We start from the raw sequence: 16705 nt of genomic DNA, 5'->3' as shown, positions 1-16705 counted from the left end.
AAACCGGCCACCGAATCGCGCCTGGACCATCTGGAACCGGCCCGTCGCGCCCACGACGGCCGAGCACGGAACCACAGTCCGTCGACCCGAATAGGCTGGTCGGGTGGACGACGACCGGAGCGCGGAAATGCTGGCCGATGCCCTGCGCACGCGGGTCGACTGCACGGTCGACGCGTCGGTGCGCAGGCGCGTCGAGTACTCGTCCGACGCCTCGAACTACCGCATCCGCCCGGTCATGGTGGTGTTCGTACGTGCCGAGGACGATGTCGCCGCCACGGTGGACTTCGCGCGCGAGAACGGGCTCTCGATTACCGCTCGCGGCGCGGGCACCTCGGTCGCGGGCAATGCCATCGGGCCCGGCATCGTGCTGGATTTCAGCAGGCACATGAACGCGGTGCGCGCGGTCGACGTCGAGGCGCGAACGGCGAGAGTGCAGCCGGGGGTGGTGCTGTCGGATCTGCAACGGCGGCTGCGGCAGCACGGGTTGCGGTTCGGGCCGGATCCGTCGACGCAGGACCGCTGCACGCTCGGCGGAATGATCGGCAACAATGCCTGCGGACCGCACGCGCTGGCCTGGGGGCGCACCTCCGATACCGTGCGTGAGCTGCGCATTCTCGATGGTGCGGGGGCGCGAAGAACGCTAGGCGCCGACTTGACGGCGGTGCCGGGCTTGGCGAAGTTCACCACGGCGAACCTGGCTGTGCTGCGCACCGAACTGGGACGGTTCGATCGTCAGGCATCCGGCTACGGTCTGGAACATCTGCTGCCGGAACGTGGTTCGTCGGCGGCGAAGGCATTCGTCGGCTCCGAAGGAACCTGTGGACTACTCCTGGAAGCGGAGGTCGCGCTCACGTCGGTGCCCGCCGCGACCGTGCTCACCGTGCTCGGCTATCCCGATATCGCCTCGGCCGCAGACGATATCGCCGCGGTGACCGGATGCGCGCCGATCGCGGTGGAGGGTATCGATGCCGGACTCGTCGATGTGGTTCGCGCGCATCGTGGGACGGTGCCCGAGTTGCCGCGAGGTCGCGGATGGCTGTTCGTCGAAACCGCGGGAGCGAGCCCGGCGGAGGCACTGGCTACGGCCCAGCGACTGTGCACGGTGAGCAATGCCGATGACCACCGGATCGTCACCGATCCCGCTGCCACAGCGGCACTCTGGCGTATCCGTGCCGACGGGGCAGGTCTGGCCGGAAGAACTCCCGAGGGGAATCCAGCGTGGCCCGGTTGGGAAGATGCCGCTGTCCCGCCGGAGAATCTGGGGGCATATCTGCGCGAATTCGCCACGCTCACCGCCGAATACGACGTGAGCGGGCTGCTATATGGACATATCGGCGACGGCTGCATCCACGTCCGCCTCGACTTCCCGATCGCCGACGCCCCACGGCGATTCCGGACCTTCCTCTTCGACGCCGCCGAACTCGTAGTGCGACACGGCGGATCGCTGTCAGGCGAACACGGCGACGGCCGCGCCAGATCCGAACTGCTCGAAGTCATGTACTCGCCGGCCGCCCGTGCGGCCTTCGCGGGCTTCAAGTCCCTGTTCGACCCCGACGGCATCCTCAACCCCGGTGTCCTCGTCGCCCCGAAACCCGTCGACGCCGACCTGCGAGTAGTCGCGCTCACGCCGGTTCCAGCACGCGGCTACGCCCTGTCCACAGACTCCGGCGATTTATCCACAGCTGTGCACAGATGTGTAGGAATCGGCAAGTGCCGCGCGGACACCGGGGGTTCCGGCGGCTTCATGTGCCCCTCGTATCTGGCCACCGCCGACGAGAAGGACACCACGCGGGCGCGAGCCAGAGTGCTCCAGGAAGTGGTCCGCGGCGAACTCGACTGGCGCGCACCGGCAGTCGAAGAGTCCCTCGACCTCTGCCTGTCCTGTAAGGCCTGCGCCTCCGACTGCCCCGCGGGCGTCGACATGGCCACCTACAAATCCGAGGCACTGTATCGCCGCTACCGAGGACGCCTACGCCCTCTGGATCACTATGTCCTCGGCCGACTCCCCCGCTGGCTCGCCATCGCCCAGCACTTCCCGCGCCTCGCCAACGCCGTCGTCGCCCGCCCCCGCCTCCGCCGTGCGGGCATGCGGCTGGCCGGCATCGATCCCAGGCGAGAAGCGCCACAACTCGCCCCGAGGTCGTTGCGTCGCCGCTGGTCCGACGACAACGAACGAACCGGTGCCGACGAGTCGACGGCTACTGAAGTCATGCTGTGGATCGACACCTTCACCGACAGTTTCGACCCCGAGAACGCGATCGCCGCCAGACAACTGATCGAACAACTCGGCTACCGCGTCCGCATCCCGCAAGCGCGTGTCTGCTGCGGCCTCACCTGGATCAGCACCGGCCAACTCGACGGCGCCCGCACCCGATTTCGCGCCACCCTCGACGCACTGGCCGACCACGCGGCGGCGGGCGGCCTGATCATCGGCCTCGAACCCTCCTGCACCGCGACCCTGCGCGCCGACCTCCCCGAACTACTCCCCGACGATCCACGAGCGAAACAGGTCGCCGCCGCCGTCCGGACCCTTGCCGAATTCCTCCTCGCGCACCCCGCCTGGCAACCACCCCGGCGGCCGCAGGACACCGTCGTGGTCCAACCGCACTGTCACCAGCACGCCGTCGGCGGCTTCGACGCAGAACGCCGAATCCTCGCCGCGATGGGCGTCACCGTCCAGGAACTGGCCGGGTGCTGCGGCCTGGCGGGCAACTTCGGCATGCAGAACGGCCACTACGACGTCTCGGTGGCGGTCGCCGAGAACGCGCTGCTCCCGGCGCTGAGAAACGCGCCACCGAACGCCGTGTTCCTGGCCGACGGCTTCTCGTGCCGAACCCAAGCCGATCAACTCGCGCACACCCCCGGCCTGCATCTGGCCAGGTACCTGCTCGATTGCTCGACCGGACCGGCTATCGGTTGACCCCGATCACAGGCGCACAATGGTCGGATGCGTGATCAGACCCTGGACCAGGACCTGGCGTCGGCCGGGCTGTCCAGGACCGTCCGGTCGAGCAGACCCTTCGACGTCGGCATCACCGTGTCACCGCTGCGCCGCGGCGGCGGCGACCCCTGCCACCACGTCGGCCCCGACGGCTCCCACTGGCACGCCTCACGACTGCCCACCGGCGTGGTCACCTACCGCCTGACCCAGGACGGCCGCGACGGCGCCACCGCCCGCGCCTGGGGCCCCGGCGCCGAGGAATTCCTGGCCGGTCTCGACCGCATGCTCTGCCTCGAGGAAGACCTCGACGACTTCACCCCGGAACATCCCAAGCTGGTCGAAGCCCATCGCACGGTTCCGGGCCTGCGCATGCTGAAGACCGGCCTGGTGATGGAGTCGCTGATCCCGGCCGTCCTCGAACAGAAGGTGCACACGAAGTCCTCGTTCGCGGCCTGGCGCACCCTGGTTCGCGAGTTCGGGACGAAGGCACCCGGCCCGGCGCCGATCGGCCTGATGGTCGCGCCGGACGCCGGCACCTGGCGGCTGATCCCGTCATGGAAATACCACCGGGCCAATGTCGGCCCGCAGCGCGCACAGACCATCGTGCGCGCCGCCAGAGTCGCCGACTCGATCGAACGTACCGCCACCCTCGACCCGGTCGAGGCCGCGCGACGTTTGCGCAGCCTGCCCGGCATCGGGGTATGGACGGTGGCCGAGACCGCGCAACGCGCCTTCGGCGATGCCGATGCCCTCTCGGTCGGTGACTACCACCTCGCCGCCGTCGTCGGCTGGAGCCTGCTCGGTCACCCGATCGACGACGACGCGATGGTCGAATACCTGCGACCGCTACAACCGCACCGCTACCGCGCGGTGCGACTGCTCGGGCTGAGCGGGCAGGCGCACAAACCGAAGTTCGGCCCGCGCGACCCGCTCACCGACCATCGTCACCACTGAGTTGGGACACTGCTGAGTGGGGCCGACACTGAGCCGGGCCACCCCTGATGCGAGCCACCACTAGCGCGAAGCGCGCGCGTCCAGTACGCAGCGGCCCGCTTCGACGAGGGTATTGCGCGCCCGCCTGCGCACTCGACACTCTTCGACGGTGCAGTCGAGGTGCAATTGCATTGCGGCATGGGCTTGTTCGGGCTCCATCGGACCCGGATCGGTGGAGCAACTCAGCAGTGCTGTGGCGACGCGCATGTTCACTTCGCTCAATTGCATGGACCAAGCACAGCACGCAAATACCCGGCTAACGGTGAGTACACGCCCGATCGGCTAGATTTAGCACGAATTCCCAGCACAAGATCCAAGGGGGAGTGCAGGATTCCCCACAGTGGACGAATTCCACCGTCACCGCGGGGCTCGGAGCGGATGGCGGCGTGCGACACAGAAGGAGTGGGGCTGTGGCATCGAACGGAACAGACGGGCAGGCAGGCGTCTCCTCGACCCTGCCGCGTCGCCAACTCGGTCGCTACCTGCGCGACTGGCGCACCCAGGCCGGGCTCACCATCGCCGAGGCCGCCCGGCTGATGGAGTGGGGCGCCAGCACCCTGCAGCGGCTGGAAAAGGGGCAGGCCGACCGCATCCGCACCATCGATGTCCACGAACTGTGCCGGATCTACGGCATTCCCGACCATCTCGCCGGCGGTCTCACCGGCCTCGCGCAGCAGGCTGCCGTCAAAAGTTGGTGGCACGCCTACGGGGACCTGATTCCCGAGAATTTCGATATCTATGTGGGTCTGGAGGCATCGGCGCACCGGTTGCGCGCCTATCAATCCGAACTGGTTCCCGGTCTGCTACAGACGGCGGAATACGCACGGGCACTGAATCATCTCGGCTTTCCCAAGGATTCGGTCGACGAGCTCGATCGCCGGGTCGCACTGCGGATGCAACGTCAGGCGTTGATCACCCGCAAGCATTCACCCGCCGAGATCGATGTGGTTCTGCACGAATCGGTATTGCGTACCATCGTCGGTGATGCGAAGGTGATGGCTGCGCAGTTGCGACACCTCGCCGACGCGAGTTCCCGAAGTAATGTCGCATTGCGCATCCTGCCGTTTGCCGCCGGAGTTCCACTCGGAGTCTCGACCGGACCTTTCACGGTTCTCGAGTTCGGTACCGACAGCAAGGGGCAACCGGTCGAACCGCCGGTGGTGTACGCCGAAGGCTTTACCGGCGACCTCTACCTGGAACGACGCGCGGATGTTCGAAGGTACGACCGGGCTCACGAATGCCTCCAGCGCCATGCGCTGGATATCCCACCGAGTAGAGACCTGCTACGGCAGGTCGCGAAGGAGTATGTGGCATGAGTTTCGATCTTGTTGACGCACACTGGTTCAAGAGCACTCGGAGTGGTGCAGGCAAGGATTGCGTCGAAGTAGCTTTCCTGTTCGGCGGGCACGTCGGGGTGCGCGACAGCAAGAATCCCGCGGGTCCCGCCTTGGTGTTCGACGGCGCGAGCTGGGACGACTTCACCCGTGGCATCGACACCGGCGCGTTCGCGTGAACACCAAGCGCGACATCGACACCACCGGCGCCACCTGGTTGCGGGCAGGCTCCGGTGACGGGAGCGTGGAGGTCGCCATGCTGGCAGAGGGGCACGTGGCCTTGCGCGACAGCAAGAATCCCGAGGGTCCGGTGCTGATCTTCACCCCGAGTGAATGGACCGCCTTCACCGCGGGCGTGCACGACGGTGAGTTCGATCGTCCTTGATCACGCTAGATCACAGAACGATAGATATTCGGCATAGGCCGAGGTTTGATGCGACGCTCGGTCGGGTAACCCGGGTATATGGACCGAGGGTTGAAGAAAATGCCACCCCGGTACCGGAGGCTAGCGCCTGAGGACGGGGTGGAACGCCTGATCGTGATCCTGCTGTTCGCGGTATCGGCGATCGGAATCTACGTTCTCACCAGCTCTTTGCTGTCGGCGTTGTTCATCGGATTACTGGTCGGATTAGTCGCTGTAGGGACTGTCGCTGTCTTGTAGGCAGCCGTCGCTGCGGGGCTTCGCACCCCGCAGCGACAACAGTACCTACCGTCTGAACAATTTATTGCCGAGCCAGACAATAGGGTCGAATTGTCGATCCACGACCCGTTCTTTCAGTGGAATCAACGCGTTGTCGGTGATTTTGATGTGCTCGGGGCACACGTCGGTGCAGCACTTGGTGATATTGCAATAGCCCAAACCTGCTTCCTCCTGGGCCATTTCGCGTCGATCGCGGGTATCGAGCGGGTGCATCTCCAACTCCGCGATGCGCATCAGGTAGCGCGGGCCCGCGAAGGCGGGCTTGTTCTCCTCGTGATCACGCACCACATGGCAGGTGTCCTGGCACAGGAAGCACTCGATGCACTTGCGGAACTCCTGGGAGCGCTCCACATCGACCTGCTTCATCCGGTAGTCACCCGCCGCGAGACCGGGCGGCGGAGTGAACGAGGGGATCTCCCGTGCCTTCTCGTAGTTGAACGAGACGTCGGTGACCAGGTCCTTGATGATCGGGAAGGCCCGCATCGGCGTGACGGTGATGACCTCGTCCTGGGTGAACGTCGACATTCGCGTCATACACAGCAGACGCGGGCGCCCGTTCACCTCCGCCGAACACGAACCGCACTTGCCCGCTTTGCAATTCCAGCGCACCGCGAGGTCGGGAGTCTGGGTGGCCTGGAGGCGATGGATGATGTCGAGCACCACCTCGCCCTCGTTCACCGCCACCGTGTAGTCCTCGAGGCTGCCGCCCTCGATGTCGCCGCGCCAGACCCGGAACCGGGCGTCGTATCCCATGGTTACGCCTTTCCCTCGGCTGCCGGGTGCTCAGCCAATTCTTGCTCGGTGTAGTACTTTTCGAGCTCGCTCAGTTCGAAAAGGGCGAGTAGGTCTTCGCGCATCGGCGTCTGATCGGCCCTGGTGACGGTGACGTCGGGGATCTGGGCATCGGACGACGGATCGACCGCGCAGACCAGCAACGTGTTGCGCCAGTCCGGGTTCATGCCGGGGTGATCGTCGCGGGTGTGGCCGCCACGACTCTCGGTACGCAACAGCGCTGCCTGCGCGACACATTCGCTGACGATCAGCATGTTGGCGAGGTCGAGGGCCAGATGCCAACCGGGGTTGAACGGCCGCTTGCCCTGCACCGCCACGTTGGCGTAGCGGGCTCGCAACTCGGCGAGTTTGTCGATCGCCGCGCGCACCTCGTGTTCCTTGCGGATGATGCCGACCAGGTCGTTCATCGTCTGCTGGAGCTCGGAGTGCAGGGTGTACGGGTTCTCGCCGGAGCCGTCCGCGCGCGAGTCGAACGGCGCCAGTGCGGTGTTCGCGGCCGCTTCGATGTCGGCTTCGGCGGGGGTCGGCTTGTCGGTGAGCTGCTGCACGTAGGCCGACGCGCCGAGCCCTGCCCTGCGGCCGAACACCAGCAGGTCCGACAGCGAGTTGCCGCCGAGCCGGTTCGAGCCGTGCATGCCACCGGAACACTCACCGGCGGCGAACAACCCGGGAACGAGCGCCGCGCCGGAATCGGGGTTCACCTCGATCCCGCCCATCACGTAATGGCAGGTGGGGCCGACTTCCATCGGCTCGGCCGTGATGTCGACGTCGGCCAGTTCCTTGAACTGGTGGTGCATCGACGGCAGCCTGCGCACGATCTCGTCGGCGGGCATCCGGGAGGCGATGTCGAGGTAGACGCCGCCGTGTTCGGTGCCGCGGCCCGCCTTCACCTCCTCGTTGATCGCCCTGGCGACCTCGTCGCGGGGGAGTAGGTCGGGAGTGCGGCGCGCTGAATCGTTGTCGCGCAACCACTGATCGGCTTCTTCCTCGGTTTCGGCGTACTGACCCTTGAAGACCGGCGGGATGTAGTCGAACATGAACCGCTTGCCGTCGGAGTTCTTCAGTACGCCGCCGTCGCCGCGCACACCCTCGGTGACGAGGATGCCCTTCACGCTCGGCGGCCAGACCATGCCGGTGGGATGGAACTGGAGGAACTCCATATTGATCAGCGTCGCGCCCGAGCGCAGTGCCAGCGCGTGGCCGTCGCCGGTGTACTCCCATGAGTTCGATGTCACCGTGTAGGACTTGCCGATTCCGCCGGTGGCCAGCACGACCGCGGGCGCCTTGAACAGCACGAAGCCGCCCGATTCACGCCAGTAGCCGAACGCGCCGGCGATCGCCCCGCCGTCGGTGAGCAATTCGGTGATCGTGCATTCGGCGAAGACCTTGATCCTGGCCTCGTAGTCGCCGGTCGCCGCGAAGTCCTCCTGCTGCAGCGAGACGATCTTCTGCTGCATCGTGCGGATCAGTTCGAGGCCGGTCCGGTCGCCGACATGGGCGAGGCGGGGGTAGGTGTGGCCGCCGAAGTTGCGCTGGCTGATCCGCCCGTCGGCGGTGCGATCGAACAGCGCCCCATAGGTTTCCAGCTCCCACACCCGGTCGGGCGCCTCCTGCGCGTGCAGTTCGGCCATGCGCCAGTTGTTGAGGAACTTGCCGCCGCGCATGGTGTCTTTGAAGTGCGTCTGCCAGTTGTCTTTCTCATTGGCGTTGCCCATCGACGCCGCGCAACCACCCTCGGCCATCACGGTATGCGCTTTGCCGAACAACGACTTACACACCACCGCCACCGAAAGACCTTGTTCGCGTGCCTCGATCACGGCTCGCAGACCCGCGCCGCCCGCCCCGATCACCACGACGTCGTAGTCGTGCCGTTCCACGTCTGGCATTGAAATACAAGCTCCTCGCGTTGTCGCGGCTCAGTTGACGAACCGCAGGTCCGAAATGGTCTGGCTCGCAACCAACATCACGTAGAAGTCGGCGAGCACGAGGGTGCCGAGGGTGGTCCAGGCCAGCGCCATGTGGCGGGTGTTGAGCTTGGAGATCTGGGTCCAGTACCAGTACCGCACCGGATGGGCGGAGAAGTTCTTGAGCCGCCCGCCCACGATGTGCCTGCACGAATGGCACGACAGGGTGTAGGCCCACAGCAGGATCACGTTGACCAGCAGGACGATATTGCCGAGGCCGAATCCGAAACCGCCACTGCTGCCGTGGAACGCGGTGATCGCGTCGTAGGTGTTGATCAGCGAGACCACCAGCGCCACGTAGAAGAAATAGCGGTGCGCGTTCTGGATGATCAACGGCAGCCGCGACTCACCGGTGTAGCGCGCGTGCGGCTCGGCCACCGCACAGGCGGGCGGCGAGAACCACACCGAGCGGTAGTAGGCCTTGCGATAGTAGTAGCAGGTCAGCCGGAAGCCGAGCAGGAACGGCAGCACCACGAAACCCAGCGGGATCCACATCGGCAGCTCGGGGAACGGGGTACCGAAATGCGCCGATCCCGGTACGCACGAGTCGCTCAGGCACGGGGAGTAGAACGGCGTCAGATAGTGGAACTCGGGCACCCAATAGGCCGTCCGCACAAAGGATCTGATCGTCGCGTAGGTGACGAACGCGGCGAGCCCGAGCGCGGTGAACAGCGGCGGTAGCCACCAGCGGTCGGTGCGGAGGGTGCGCGCGGAAATGCGGGCGCGCGTTCTGCTGAAGACGCCGGTGCCCGCGGAGTGGGAAGCGGGGGAAGCGGTCGGTGCGGCACTCACGGTGGATGCCTCGCTGATCTTCGGGTCTGCGGCAGTGATCATTACCCACCGCGATGGATTGTGATGTGGAGCACCATACGCCTGTGTTCATGCCGCTCGCGGTGGGTCTCACGCACTCGGTCACCACATATGGCGGTGATCTCGATCACAGGCGTGAAGGTCGTGACGACCCGTCATGCCTGCGCAACAAACCTGTGGTGCCCTGTGACAGGTATTCCCCCGTGCCGGGGAGAGGAGCGTGACGCGCAATGAGAAGAGCCGCGATCGTGGCGCCCGTCCGCACGCCCAGTGGCGTGGAGGGCGGTGCGTTGTCGGGGATGCCCGCCGAGTGGCTGGCGACCACGGTGTTGTCCGCCGTGATCGAACGCTCGGGAATCGACCCGCTACGCATCGACGATGTGGCCATGGCCTGTATCGATGGTGGCCTCTCCGATGTGCCCGCGGTCGGTTCGCTCGCCGCTCGCGGTGCCGGATTACCTTTCGCAGTACCCGGTTTCGTCACCGACAAACACGGCGGTAGCGGTCTCCAGGCGGTGATCACCGCGGCGATGATGGTCCAGACCGGCGCCGCGGATGTGGTGGTCGCGGGCGGGGTGGAATGTGCGACGACCCATGCGGGGCTACCCGGTGGGGCCGCGGGATTGCACAACGCAGAGCGGTTGGCGCACTACTACGGGATCGACCGCAATGCCGCCGACGAGTTCGCGGTGGCCAGTCATCGCAAGGCGGCTCGTGCCTGGCGGCAGGGCGCGTTCGCGGCCGAGGTCGTCGGGGTGGCCGCCGGGTTCGGCGATCACCAGATCACCCGTGACGAGGGCGTGCGCGACGACCTGTCGACCCACACGCTGGCCGGTTTGCGCCCGCTGCTGCGCGAGGGCGTGGTGACAGTCGGAAACATGAGTTCGCATCGGCTCGGGGCGTCGGCGTGCCTGGTCGTCGCCGAGGACCGGCTAGGCGAGCTCGGGGTGACGCCGATGGCGTTTCTCGCGGGCTGGGCCGCGGCCGGGTGTGACAACGCGGGTCCCGGACTGGGGGCAGCGCCCGCGGTCTCGAAGCTGCTCGGGCGAGCCGGTTGCTCGCTGGACGAGATCGATCTGCTCGAAATCAACGAGGGCTACGCGGTGGAGGTGCTCGCACTGGCCACCGAATGGGAACTCGACCCACTCGACCGGCTCAATGTGAACGGCTCCGACATCGCGCTCGGGCACCCGGTCGGGGCCACGGGCCTGCGGATCATGACCACGATGCTGCACGAACTGGGCCGCACCGGCGGTCGCTACGGACTGGAGGCCATCGCGCTCGGCCACGATCACGGGATCGCGGCCCTGTTCGAATCGGCCGAAGCCGACGAACCGACCGAAGTCCCACGAGGCGCCCGCTTCCACGGCTCCCGAACCCGCAAACTGGGCCGACACCGAGCCGGGTAGTCCTGATATGTCCTTACCCGAAGGGGCCCGCCCCGATCTGGACTGACCGAAGGGTGCGACGAAGGAGTACCCGTAGGGAGGGAAGATCGGGGGCCCGAAGGGCCCCGCTCGAGCGCGCCAGCGCTCCAGAAATACTGGTCGGCGCGACGACCCTGATGGCAGGGCCGTCGCGCCGGTGATCAGGTTCTTACTTCGTTCTGGGGCGGGAGTGGAAGCCGAGGCCTTCGTCCTGGGCGCCCATCCATGCTGCTTCGTCGGACTTGCTGTCGGGGACGTAGATCGGCTCCGACCTGCGTGGGACGGCGAGTTCCGGCGGTGGTGCCTGCTCGAAGTCCTCGGCGTCGATGACGAGCCGCTCGAGGTCGTTCTCCAGACGACGGATGGTGGCCGCGTCGCCGTAGTTGGAGCGCAGTGCGCCGATCGATTGCCGGAGTTGGCCGACCGCGTAGCGCAGTTCCGCGATATCGCTGCGTGTCATCGTTACCTCCTGTGTATATGGCGGGCATACCGACTCGCCGGATCACGGGTACGCCCGAAAAGTCCCGGGCCGCACTGCACCGAGCCGTGTGACTCACCACACAACGTGATCTCCACCACAATAACGGATCTTTTCGGTTTACGCCCGATGTTGTGGGAGAACACAGGATTGCCGTCCGGTAACTGTTGCGCTCACCCAGCGACGGCGTAGCCCGTGCGCGCGCCGATCCTCGCCCGGTCGACCAGCGTGGTGATCGAGTGGGCGACGTCCTCGGCGTGTTCGAGGATCACGCTGTGACCGGCGCCTTCGATCCGCACCAGCTCGGCGCCCGCCAGCTGCGAGGCCAGCACCACCGAGTGGGTGAACGGCACCATGAGATCGGCCGAGCCCGCCAGGACGAGAGCGGGCAGATCGCCGAAGCGGGCGAGGGTGTTCGCCTCGTCGAAGTCGAGCAGTGAGCTCAGGAAGCCGGACATGGTCAGCAGCGCGGTCTCGTTGAGCACTGCGGTGGCGATGGCCGCGACGCGCGGGTTCAGGCGCCGGGTGCCCGTGCTCGCCTCGCGGATCAGCGGACCGAAGATCCAGCGGGAGAAGCGCTTCGACGCCTGCATCACCCTGGGCGCGGCCACGACCGCGCGCTGCAGTGAGGCCACAGCGTGCCGATTGAGGAGTCTGCCGAGGCCGACCTCGGTGATGCCGCCCGCGGCGCCCGCGATCAGGCCGATCCCGGCGACCCGGTGACCGATGGCCGCCGGGTAGAGGCGGGCGTAGGCCAGCACCACCATCGCGCCCATCGAATGTCCGACGAGTACCACGGGCCCGGTCGGTACGACCGCGCGCAGCACCGCGTCGAGATCGGTGGCGAGCTGGTCGATCGTGTAGGTGGCGTGGTGGGCGTGCCCGGATTCGCCGTGGCCGCGATGGTCGTAGAAGACCATGCGGGCGTCGGCGGCCCAATCCCGCAGCAGATGTTCGCGCAGGAACGACCAGGATTCGGTGTGCAGGCAGTGGCCGTGGACGAAAACGACGGTCAGGGCCGCGTCATTGTCGCCGAAGCTGCGGACCGCGATGGGCACACCGTCATCGGCGACGACAGTGCAGCGGCGACCGCCGGTGCCGGTGATAGGGAAGGTCTTCGACATTGCGGCCTCCTCCGTCTGCGGCGGGACGCCCTGAGGAATATGCGTTCCTGCCTGGTGTTTCGGAGAAGGTTTCCAGCGTGTTAACCGGTCAACCCTCGCGTTATCCACTCGATGCGCAAACGATTCCGGGTGGGCGCGCATCGTTACTCAGGACAATCTTCGGAGATCTAGCACTTTCACTAGAAATTTGTAGACTGCTGTCGAGGCGTAGCTCCGCAGGGCATTCTTCGTATCTCTAGGTGAATTACTAGAAACCCGAAGACGCTCATACGCTCCGGAGGTAGCGGCCGAAGTGGGGGACGGTGAAGCCGATCGTGCCGCGTTCGGCCGAGTAGATGAGGCCCTTCTTGATCAGGCCGTCACGCGCGGGGGAGACCGAGGCCGGCTTGCGGCCGAGCTCGGCGGCCACCGCCGAGGTGGCGACCGGGGCGTCGTCGCCCGCCAGGTCGGCCATAGCGCGCATGTACTCGCGTTCGGCGGGGGTCGCGCGTTCGTAGCGGGAGCCGAAGAAGCCGACCGCCAGTTCCTCTTCGGCCGCGGGGGAGGCCACCGCGACGTCCTCGGCGGTGATCGGGCTCTCGGGTGCCTGATCCCAGGCGGCCTTGCCGTAGGCCTGGACGAAATACGGGTAGCCGTCAGCTCTTTGGTAGAGCGAATCGAGCGCGGTTTCGGTGAACTTCACCTCCTCGCGTTCGGCGGGCGCGATGAGGGCGAGGTCGGCCGACTGGCGGTCGAGGCGATCGATGCGGTGGTAGCTGAAGAGTCTCTCCGAGTAGCTTTTCGAGGCCGAGAGCACTGCGGGCAGATGGGGGAGGCCAGCGCCGACGACGATCAACGGCGCGCCGTCCTGGCTCAGTTCGTGGCACGCGCCGCAGATCGCGGACACGTCGGCGGGGCCGAGGTCTTGCATTTCGTCGATGAAAATGCCGATGCCGACCCCGATATCGGCGGCGAGGGCGGCCGCCTCTTTGAACAGTTCGATCAGATCGATCTCGATATCGCCCGAGTCGGCGCGGCCGGTCACAGCGGGCACATCGATACCGGGCTGCCACCGTTCGCGCATGCCCTTGTCCGCGGTGGCGCGCAACGCGAAGGCCTTGAGGATGCCGAGGAAATCGTCGACGCGCTCGGGATTGCGGTGCGACATCGCGATCGCGCGCACCGCCATGTGCAAAGCCGAGGACAGTGGCCTGCGCAGATCCTGGTCGGGCCGTGCCTCGATCTTGCCGGTGCCCCAGCCGCGCGAGATGGCGGCGGAGCGAAGTTGATTGAGCAGCACGGTCTTCCCGACACCGCGCAGGCCCGTGAGCATCACGCTGCGTTCCGGTCGGCCGCGGGCGATGCGCTCGAGCACGATGTCGAACGCCGCGAGTTGTTTGTCGCGCCCGGCCAATTCGGGTGGACGCTGGCCGGCGCCGGGTGCATACGGATTGCGCACGGGGTCCATGCCGGATAACCGTAGCGCGTGGGCACGGGAGAATCTCGGTAACTCTCGGCTGTGTCCTAGATACTGCTAGCGAAACCGAGAACTGCCGTCGATTCCGGAATGGAGCCCGATGTCCTCCGAACCTCAGACCACCGCGGAGATCGTGGCGAGCTGGCCGCTGCCGCAGGGCGCGCACCTGGCCGACACGATCCGGCGCGGCCTGCTGGCAACGATCGGCGCGGGCTACGACGACCCGGATCCGCAGGTGGTGGCCGACCTGGCGATCGGGCCGCTGATGATCATGTTGGGCAGGCTGGAGGTCGACCTGGCCGACGCCAGGACGCGCATCGACGAACTCGAGCGCGCGCTGCGCGATCGGTAACGCGCCGCGCGGCGATGACGATGAAACCGTTACTCGCGCCGACACGCCGGTGTCGTAACCCTTGTTCTGGGCTTTTCCGGTCGGAAGAAAACAACTTGCGTGCTTCGCTGGACAGCGCTCATCACAGGCCGTAATCTTCTCGTGACTTAGTGGAGTCTGTCGGTTCGTCAGAGAAGCGGCGCCACTGGGTCACCGCCGAATAGTCATGATCGCCAAGCGATTCGCGACGAAGCGGCGGGAGAGTAGCAAGATCGGAGACTCGTCTCGGTGGGTAAACACAGCTTGCAGCGGGATTCTCGACTGCCGAATTCCGTCAAGGGCGCCCTCGTCATGGGCGCGGTGGCCGCTACAACCGGTGCGATGCCCGCGATTTCGCAGGCTGCCACGATCAACATCCCCGGTCTGGGCAACTTCGATCTGCCGCCAGAGCTCGAGCAGCCGGCACAGCAGGTCGAGAAGCAGCTGCAGGCGATGGTCGCCCCTCAGGGCCAGGCCGCACCGCAGCTCCCCAGCGTGAACTTCGAGAACCCGTTCTCCCAGCCGCAGCAGCAGACCGCAGGCAACGTCGCCCTCGATGCCGCTCGCGGCAAGCTGGGCGCCCAGTACAACTGGGGTGCCGCGGGCCCGCAGAGCTTCGACTGCTCCGGCCTCGTGCAGTGGGCATACCGCCAGGCCGGTGTCGAACTGCCGCGCACCAGCTTCGAGCAGTCGCACGTCGGCGCTCCCGTCTCGTTCGACAACCTGCAGGCCGGTGACATCGTCATCACCAACGGTGGCGGCCACGTCGGTATCTACGCGGGCAACGGTCAGCTCCTCAACGCCGTGCAGTCGGGCACCCCGGTGTCCTACACCCACCTCAGCGCAGACGACGTCGTCACGGCTCGCCGTATCGTCTAAGGGGTGACCCCCCAGCACTCCGAGACCCAGGCCCGCGTCGACGCGTGGACCTGGGCAGTGCGCCTGTTCAAAACACGCTCGGCCGCGGCAGAAGCTTGCCGCGCCGGGCATGTGCGCGTTAATGGGGTAACGGCGAAACCGGCGCTGACCGTCCGCCCGGGTGACGAGATCAGAGTCCGTCATGCCGGCCTCGAGCGCATCGTCGTCGTCGAGCGGATCATCCACAAGCGCGTCGGTCCGCCCGTCGCCGCCCAGTGCCTGATCGATCGCAGCCCGCCGCCGCCTCCGAAAGAAGTCCTCGCCACCCTGCCGCAGCGCGAGCGTGGTGCGGGTCGGCCCACGAAACGTGAACGACGCGAAACAGATCGGTTGATGGGCCGCACCGACTAGACGCCGAATGTTATCGGGCGTTGGCCGCTGACAACAGCGGCTCGACCTGGCCCGGTGGTCGGGGTGTGGGCGATCGCCTACGGTGGCACATATGGGTGAGCGCACGACGATGTTATCGACTGTTCTCGCTTGCTGGGTCGGTGTCCTCACCACGGGTCCACGGCTGCTCTGGCCGCGCGGCGCCGACACCGCATTTCTCGACGGGCTGGAGTGCGTTCCCGTCCCTCCCGCGCACAACACCGTAGGTCTGACCGCGCTCGTGCAGGCGGAGCTGTCCGCGCCGACGGCGATCGTCGCCGAGGGTGTGCGGACCCTACGGTCCACGCAGCTGACCATGTCGACGTTCCTGATCCGCCACCCGGAGGCCACCTTCCTGGTCGACCCGGCGATCTGCGCGGGCGTGCACCAGCGAGTGCTGCCCGAGCTGCCCTTTCCGGTGCCGCTGCTGGTCGCCCCCGACAGCCCGGTGCACGGGCTGAGCGAGGTACTGGCCGACCACGACCTCACCGGCAACGACATCGACTTCGTGCTGCCGACACATCTGCACTGGGACCACGTCGCGGGGCTGTACGAACTGCCCGGCCTGGTCCCGATCCGCGTGCCCGATATCGAGTACCGGTGGGCCATGGCCGGTGCGCAGGTGCCGCTCGGCGTCGCCCGAGGGCCGCTGCGCGGGCGCGCCTTCGACCTCTACGAACTCGACGGCCCGCCGGTACTCACCTTCGCCCGTAGTCACGACCTGTTCGGTGACGGCTCCGTCCTGATCGTCGACCTGGCAGGCCACACTCCCGGCAGTGTCGGCATCCTGCTCGCCGTGGACGACGGCTCCCGCGTCCTGCTCGCGGGCGACGCGGTCTGGAGCACCCTGCAGATCGACCTCATCCGGGAAAAGGCTCCGCTCCTGGGCGAACTACTCGACGCCAACCGCGACCGGGCCTTCGAAACCATTCACCGACTGCACGCCCTTCCGGCCGATATCGAAGTGATCCCCGGCCACGACCGCGCCGCTGTCATGGCGAGAGCGCCGCACTGACCCGCGTAACGCAT

Annotated in this window: 18 protein-coding genes; 11 read left to right on the top strand and 7 right to left on the bottom strand. The window is 66.7% G+C overall.

The window, feature by feature from the left end; all coding sequences use genetic code 11:
• The first annotated feature begins 127 nt into the window (after positions 1-127).
• Both OHS03_RS27770 and OHS03_RS27765 read left to right on the top strand, forming a co-directional pair.
• A complete protein-coding gene (locus OHS03_RS27770; RefSeq protein WP_328664435.1) occupies positions 128-2920 on the top strand; it encodes an FAD-binding and (Fe-S)-binding domain-containing protein in 2793 nt (930 codons plus the stop codon).
• Between the two features lie 27 nt (positions 2921-2947).
• Positions 2948-3895 carry a DNA-3-methyladenine glycosylase family protein gene (locus OHS03_RS27765; RefSeq protein ID WP_328658118.1) on the top strand — a complete coding sequence of 316 codons (948 nt, stop codon included), beginning with the start codon at positions 2948-2950 and terminating at the stop codon, positions 3893-3895.
• A gap of 60 nt (positions 3896-3955) precedes the next feature.
• Here OHS03_RS27765 and OHS03_RS27760 read toward each other — a convergent pair whose 3' ends face one another.
• A complete protein-coding gene (locus tag OHS03_RS27760) occupies positions 3956-4162 on the bottom strand; it encodes a hypothetical protein (protein ID WP_328658116.1) in 207 nt (68 codons plus the stop codon).
• A gap of 182 nt (positions 4163-4344) precedes the next feature.
• Between OHS03_RS27760 and OHS03_RS27755 the strand changes: the two genes are divergently transcribed.
• The 4 genes from OHS03_RS27755 to OHS03_RS27740 all read left to right on the top strand — a co-directional run bounded on the left by OHS03_RS27755 (position 4345) and on the right by OHS03_RS27740 (position 5929).
• On the top strand, positions 4345-5250 hold the full coding sequence (locus OHS03_RS27755; protein WP_056824020.1) for a helix-turn-helix domain-containing protein: 906 nt from the start codon (positions 4345-4347) through the stop codon (positions 5248-5250).
• On the top strand, positions 5247-5447 hold the full coding sequence (locus OHS03_RS27750; RefSeq protein WP_056824017.1) for a DUF397 domain-containing protein: 201 nt from the start codon (positions 5247-5249) through the stop codon (positions 5445-5447). Before OHS03_RS27755 ends, OHS03_RS27750 begins: the two co-directional genes overlap by 4 nt.
• Positions 5444-5653 carry a DUF397 domain-containing protein gene (locus OHS03_RS27745; protein ID WP_328658114.1) on the top strand — a complete coding sequence of 70 codons (210 nt, stop codon included), beginning with the start codon at positions 5444-5446 and terminating at the stop codon, positions 5651-5653. Before OHS03_RS27750 ends, OHS03_RS27745 begins: the two co-directional genes overlap by 4 nt.
• Before the next feature lie 138 nt (positions 5654-5791).
• Entirely contained in the window at positions 5792-5929 is a 138-nt protein-coding gene (locus OHS03_RS27740; RefSeq protein ID WP_240505140.1) for a hypothetical protein, read from the top strand.
• 45 nt (positions 5930-5974) lie between these two features.
• Here the strand turns inward: OHS03_RS27740 and OHS03_RS27735 are convergent, their stop codons facing one another.
• From OHS03_RS27735 to sdhC, 3 genes are read right to left on the bottom strand one after another with little or no spacing between them, the layout of a single operon-like run.
• Entirely contained in the window at positions 5975-6721 is a 747-nt protein-coding gene (locus OHS03_RS27735) for a succinate dehydrogenase/fumarate reductase iron-sulfur subunit (RefSeq protein WP_328658112.1), read from the bottom strand.
• A gap of 2 nt (positions 6722-6723) precedes the next feature.
• Complete coding sequence (locus tag OHS03_RS27730) at positions 6724-8646, bottom strand: fumarate reductase/succinate dehydrogenase flavoprotein subunit (protein ID WP_063005687.1); 1923 nt, start codon at positions 8644-8646, stop codon at positions 6724-6726.
• Positions 8647-8676: 30 nt separating this feature from the next.
• A complete protein-coding gene (gene sdhC, locus OHS03_RS27725) occupies positions 8677-9516 on the bottom strand; it encodes a succinate dehydrogenase subunit SdhC (RefSeq protein WP_200950551.1) in 840 nt (279 codons plus the stop codon).
• A 248-nt stretch (positions 9517-9764) separates the two neighbouring features.
• Here sdhC and OHS03_RS27720 point away from each other — a divergent pair, with 248 nt between their 5' ends.
• Positions 9765-10943, top strand: coding sequence for a thiolase family protein (locus tag OHS03_RS27720; RefSeq protein WP_328658110.1), 1179 nt, complete (start codon positions 9765-9767; stop codon positions 10941-10943).
• A 187-nt stretch (positions 10944-11130) separates the two neighbouring features.
• Here the strand turns inward: OHS03_RS27720 and OHS03_RS27715 are convergent, their stop codons facing one another.
• From OHS03_RS27715 to OHS03_RS27705, 3 genes are all read right to left on the bottom strand, one after another.
• On the bottom strand, positions 11131-11421 hold the full coding sequence (locus OHS03_RS27715; RefSeq protein WP_056824003.1) for an Rv0250c family protein: 291 nt from the start codon (positions 11419-11421) through the stop codon (positions 11131-11133).
• 191 nt (positions 11422-11612) lie between these two features.
• Complete coding sequence (locus tag OHS03_RS27710; protein ID WP_328658108.1) at positions 11613-12563, bottom strand: alpha/beta fold hydrolase; 951 nt, start codon at positions 12561-12563, stop codon at positions 11613-11615.
• Positions 12564-12828: 265 nt separating this feature from the next.
• Positions 12829-14010 carry an ATP-binding protein gene (locus OHS03_RS27705; protein ID WP_062990495.1) on the bottom strand — a complete coding sequence of 394 codons (1182 nt, stop codon included), beginning with the start codon at positions 14008-14010 and terminating at the stop codon, positions 12829-12831.
• A 109-nt stretch (positions 14011-14119) separates the two neighbouring features.
• On the opposite strand from OHS03_RS27705, the gene OHS03_RS27700 reads away from it, so the two are divergent.
• The 4 genes from OHS03_RS27700 (at position 14120) to OHS03_RS27685 (ending at position 16691) form a co-directional block, all read left to right on the top strand.
• Complete coding sequence (locus OHS03_RS27700) at positions 14120-14371, top strand: hypothetical protein (RefSeq protein ID WP_062990497.1); 252 nt, start codon at positions 14120-14122, stop codon at positions 14369-14371.
• Positions 14372-14701: 330 nt separating this feature from the next.
• Positions 14702-15268 (top strand): C40 family peptidase, encoded by a 567-nt coding sequence (locus OHS03_RS27695; RefSeq protein ID WP_056823990.1) that lies wholly within the window; start codon positions 14702-14704, stop codon positions 15266-15268.
• 3 nt (positions 15269-15271) lie between these two features.
• Entirely contained in the window at positions 15272-15658 is a 387-nt protein-coding gene (locus tag OHS03_RS27690; RefSeq protein ID WP_062990501.1) for an RNA-binding S4 domain-containing protein, read from the top strand.
• A 91-nt stretch (positions 15659-15749) separates the two neighbouring features.
• On the top strand, positions 15750-16691 hold the full coding sequence (locus tag OHS03_RS27685; protein WP_328658106.1) for an MBL fold metallo-hydrolase: 942 nt from the start codon (positions 15750-15752) through the stop codon (positions 16689-16691).
• Positions 16692-16705: the final 14 nt, after the last annotated feature.

The organism is Nocardia salmonicida, from assembly GCF_036142455.1.
GTDB lineage: Bacteria > Actinomycetota > Actinomycetes > Mycobacteriales > Mycobacteriaceae > Nocardia > Nocardia salmonicida.
The sequence above is the reverse complement of the archived record's forward strand: the minus strand, read 5'-3'. Positions and strand labels throughout refer to the sequence as shown.

Coding starts and splice junctions, on each gene's coding strand:
- OHS03_RS27770 (WP_328664435.1), top strand. CDS start 128: ATGCTGGCCGATGCCCTGCGCACGCGGGTCGACTGCACGGTCGACGCG.
- OHS03_RS27765 (WP_328658118.1), top strand. CDS start 2,948: ATGCGTGATCAGACCCTGGACCAGGACCTGGCGTCGGCCGGGCTGTCC.
- OHS03_RS27760 (WP_328658116.1), bottom strand. CDS start 4,162: ATGCAATTGAGCGAAGTGAACATGCGCGTCGCCACAGCACTGCTGAGT.
- OHS03_RS27750 (WP_056824017.1), top strand. CDS start 5,247: ATGAGTTTCGATCTTGTTGACGCACACTGGTTCAAGAGCACTCGGAGT.
- OHS03_RS27735 (WP_328658112.1), bottom strand. CDS start 6,721: ATGGGATACGACGCCCGGTTCCGGGTCTGGCGCGGCGACATCGAGGGC.
- OHS03_RS27730 (WP_063005687.1), bottom strand. CDS start 8,646: ATGCCAGACGTGGAACGGCACGACTACGACGTCGTGGTGATCGGGGCG.
- OHS03_RS27720 (WP_328658110.1), top strand. CDS start 9,765: ATGAGAAGAGCCGCGATCGTGGCGCCCGTCCGCACGCCCAGTGGCGTG.
- OHS03_RS27715 (WP_056824003.1), bottom strand. CDS start 11,421: ATGACACGCAGCGATATCGCGGAACTGCGCTACGCGGTCGGCCAACTC.
- OHS03_RS27710 (WP_328658108.1), bottom strand. CDS start 12,563: ATGTCGAAGACCTTCCCTATCACCGGCACCGGCGGTCGCCGCTGCACT.
- OHS03_RS27705 (WP_062990495.1), bottom strand. CDS start 14,010: ATGGACCCCGTGCGCAATCCGTATGCACCCGGCGCCGGCCAGCGTCCA.
- OHS03_RS27700 (WP_062990497.1), top strand. CDS start 14,120: ATGTCCTCCGAACCTCAGACCACCGCGGAGATCGTGGCGAGCTGGCCG.
- OHS03_RS27695 (WP_056823990.1), top strand. CDS start 14,702: ATGGGCGCGGTGGCCGCTACAACCGGTGCGATGCCCGCGATTTCGCAG.
- OHS03_RS27685 (WP_328658106.1), top strand. CDS start 15,750: ATGGGTGAGCGCACGACGATGTTATCGACTGTTCTCGCTTGCTGGGTC.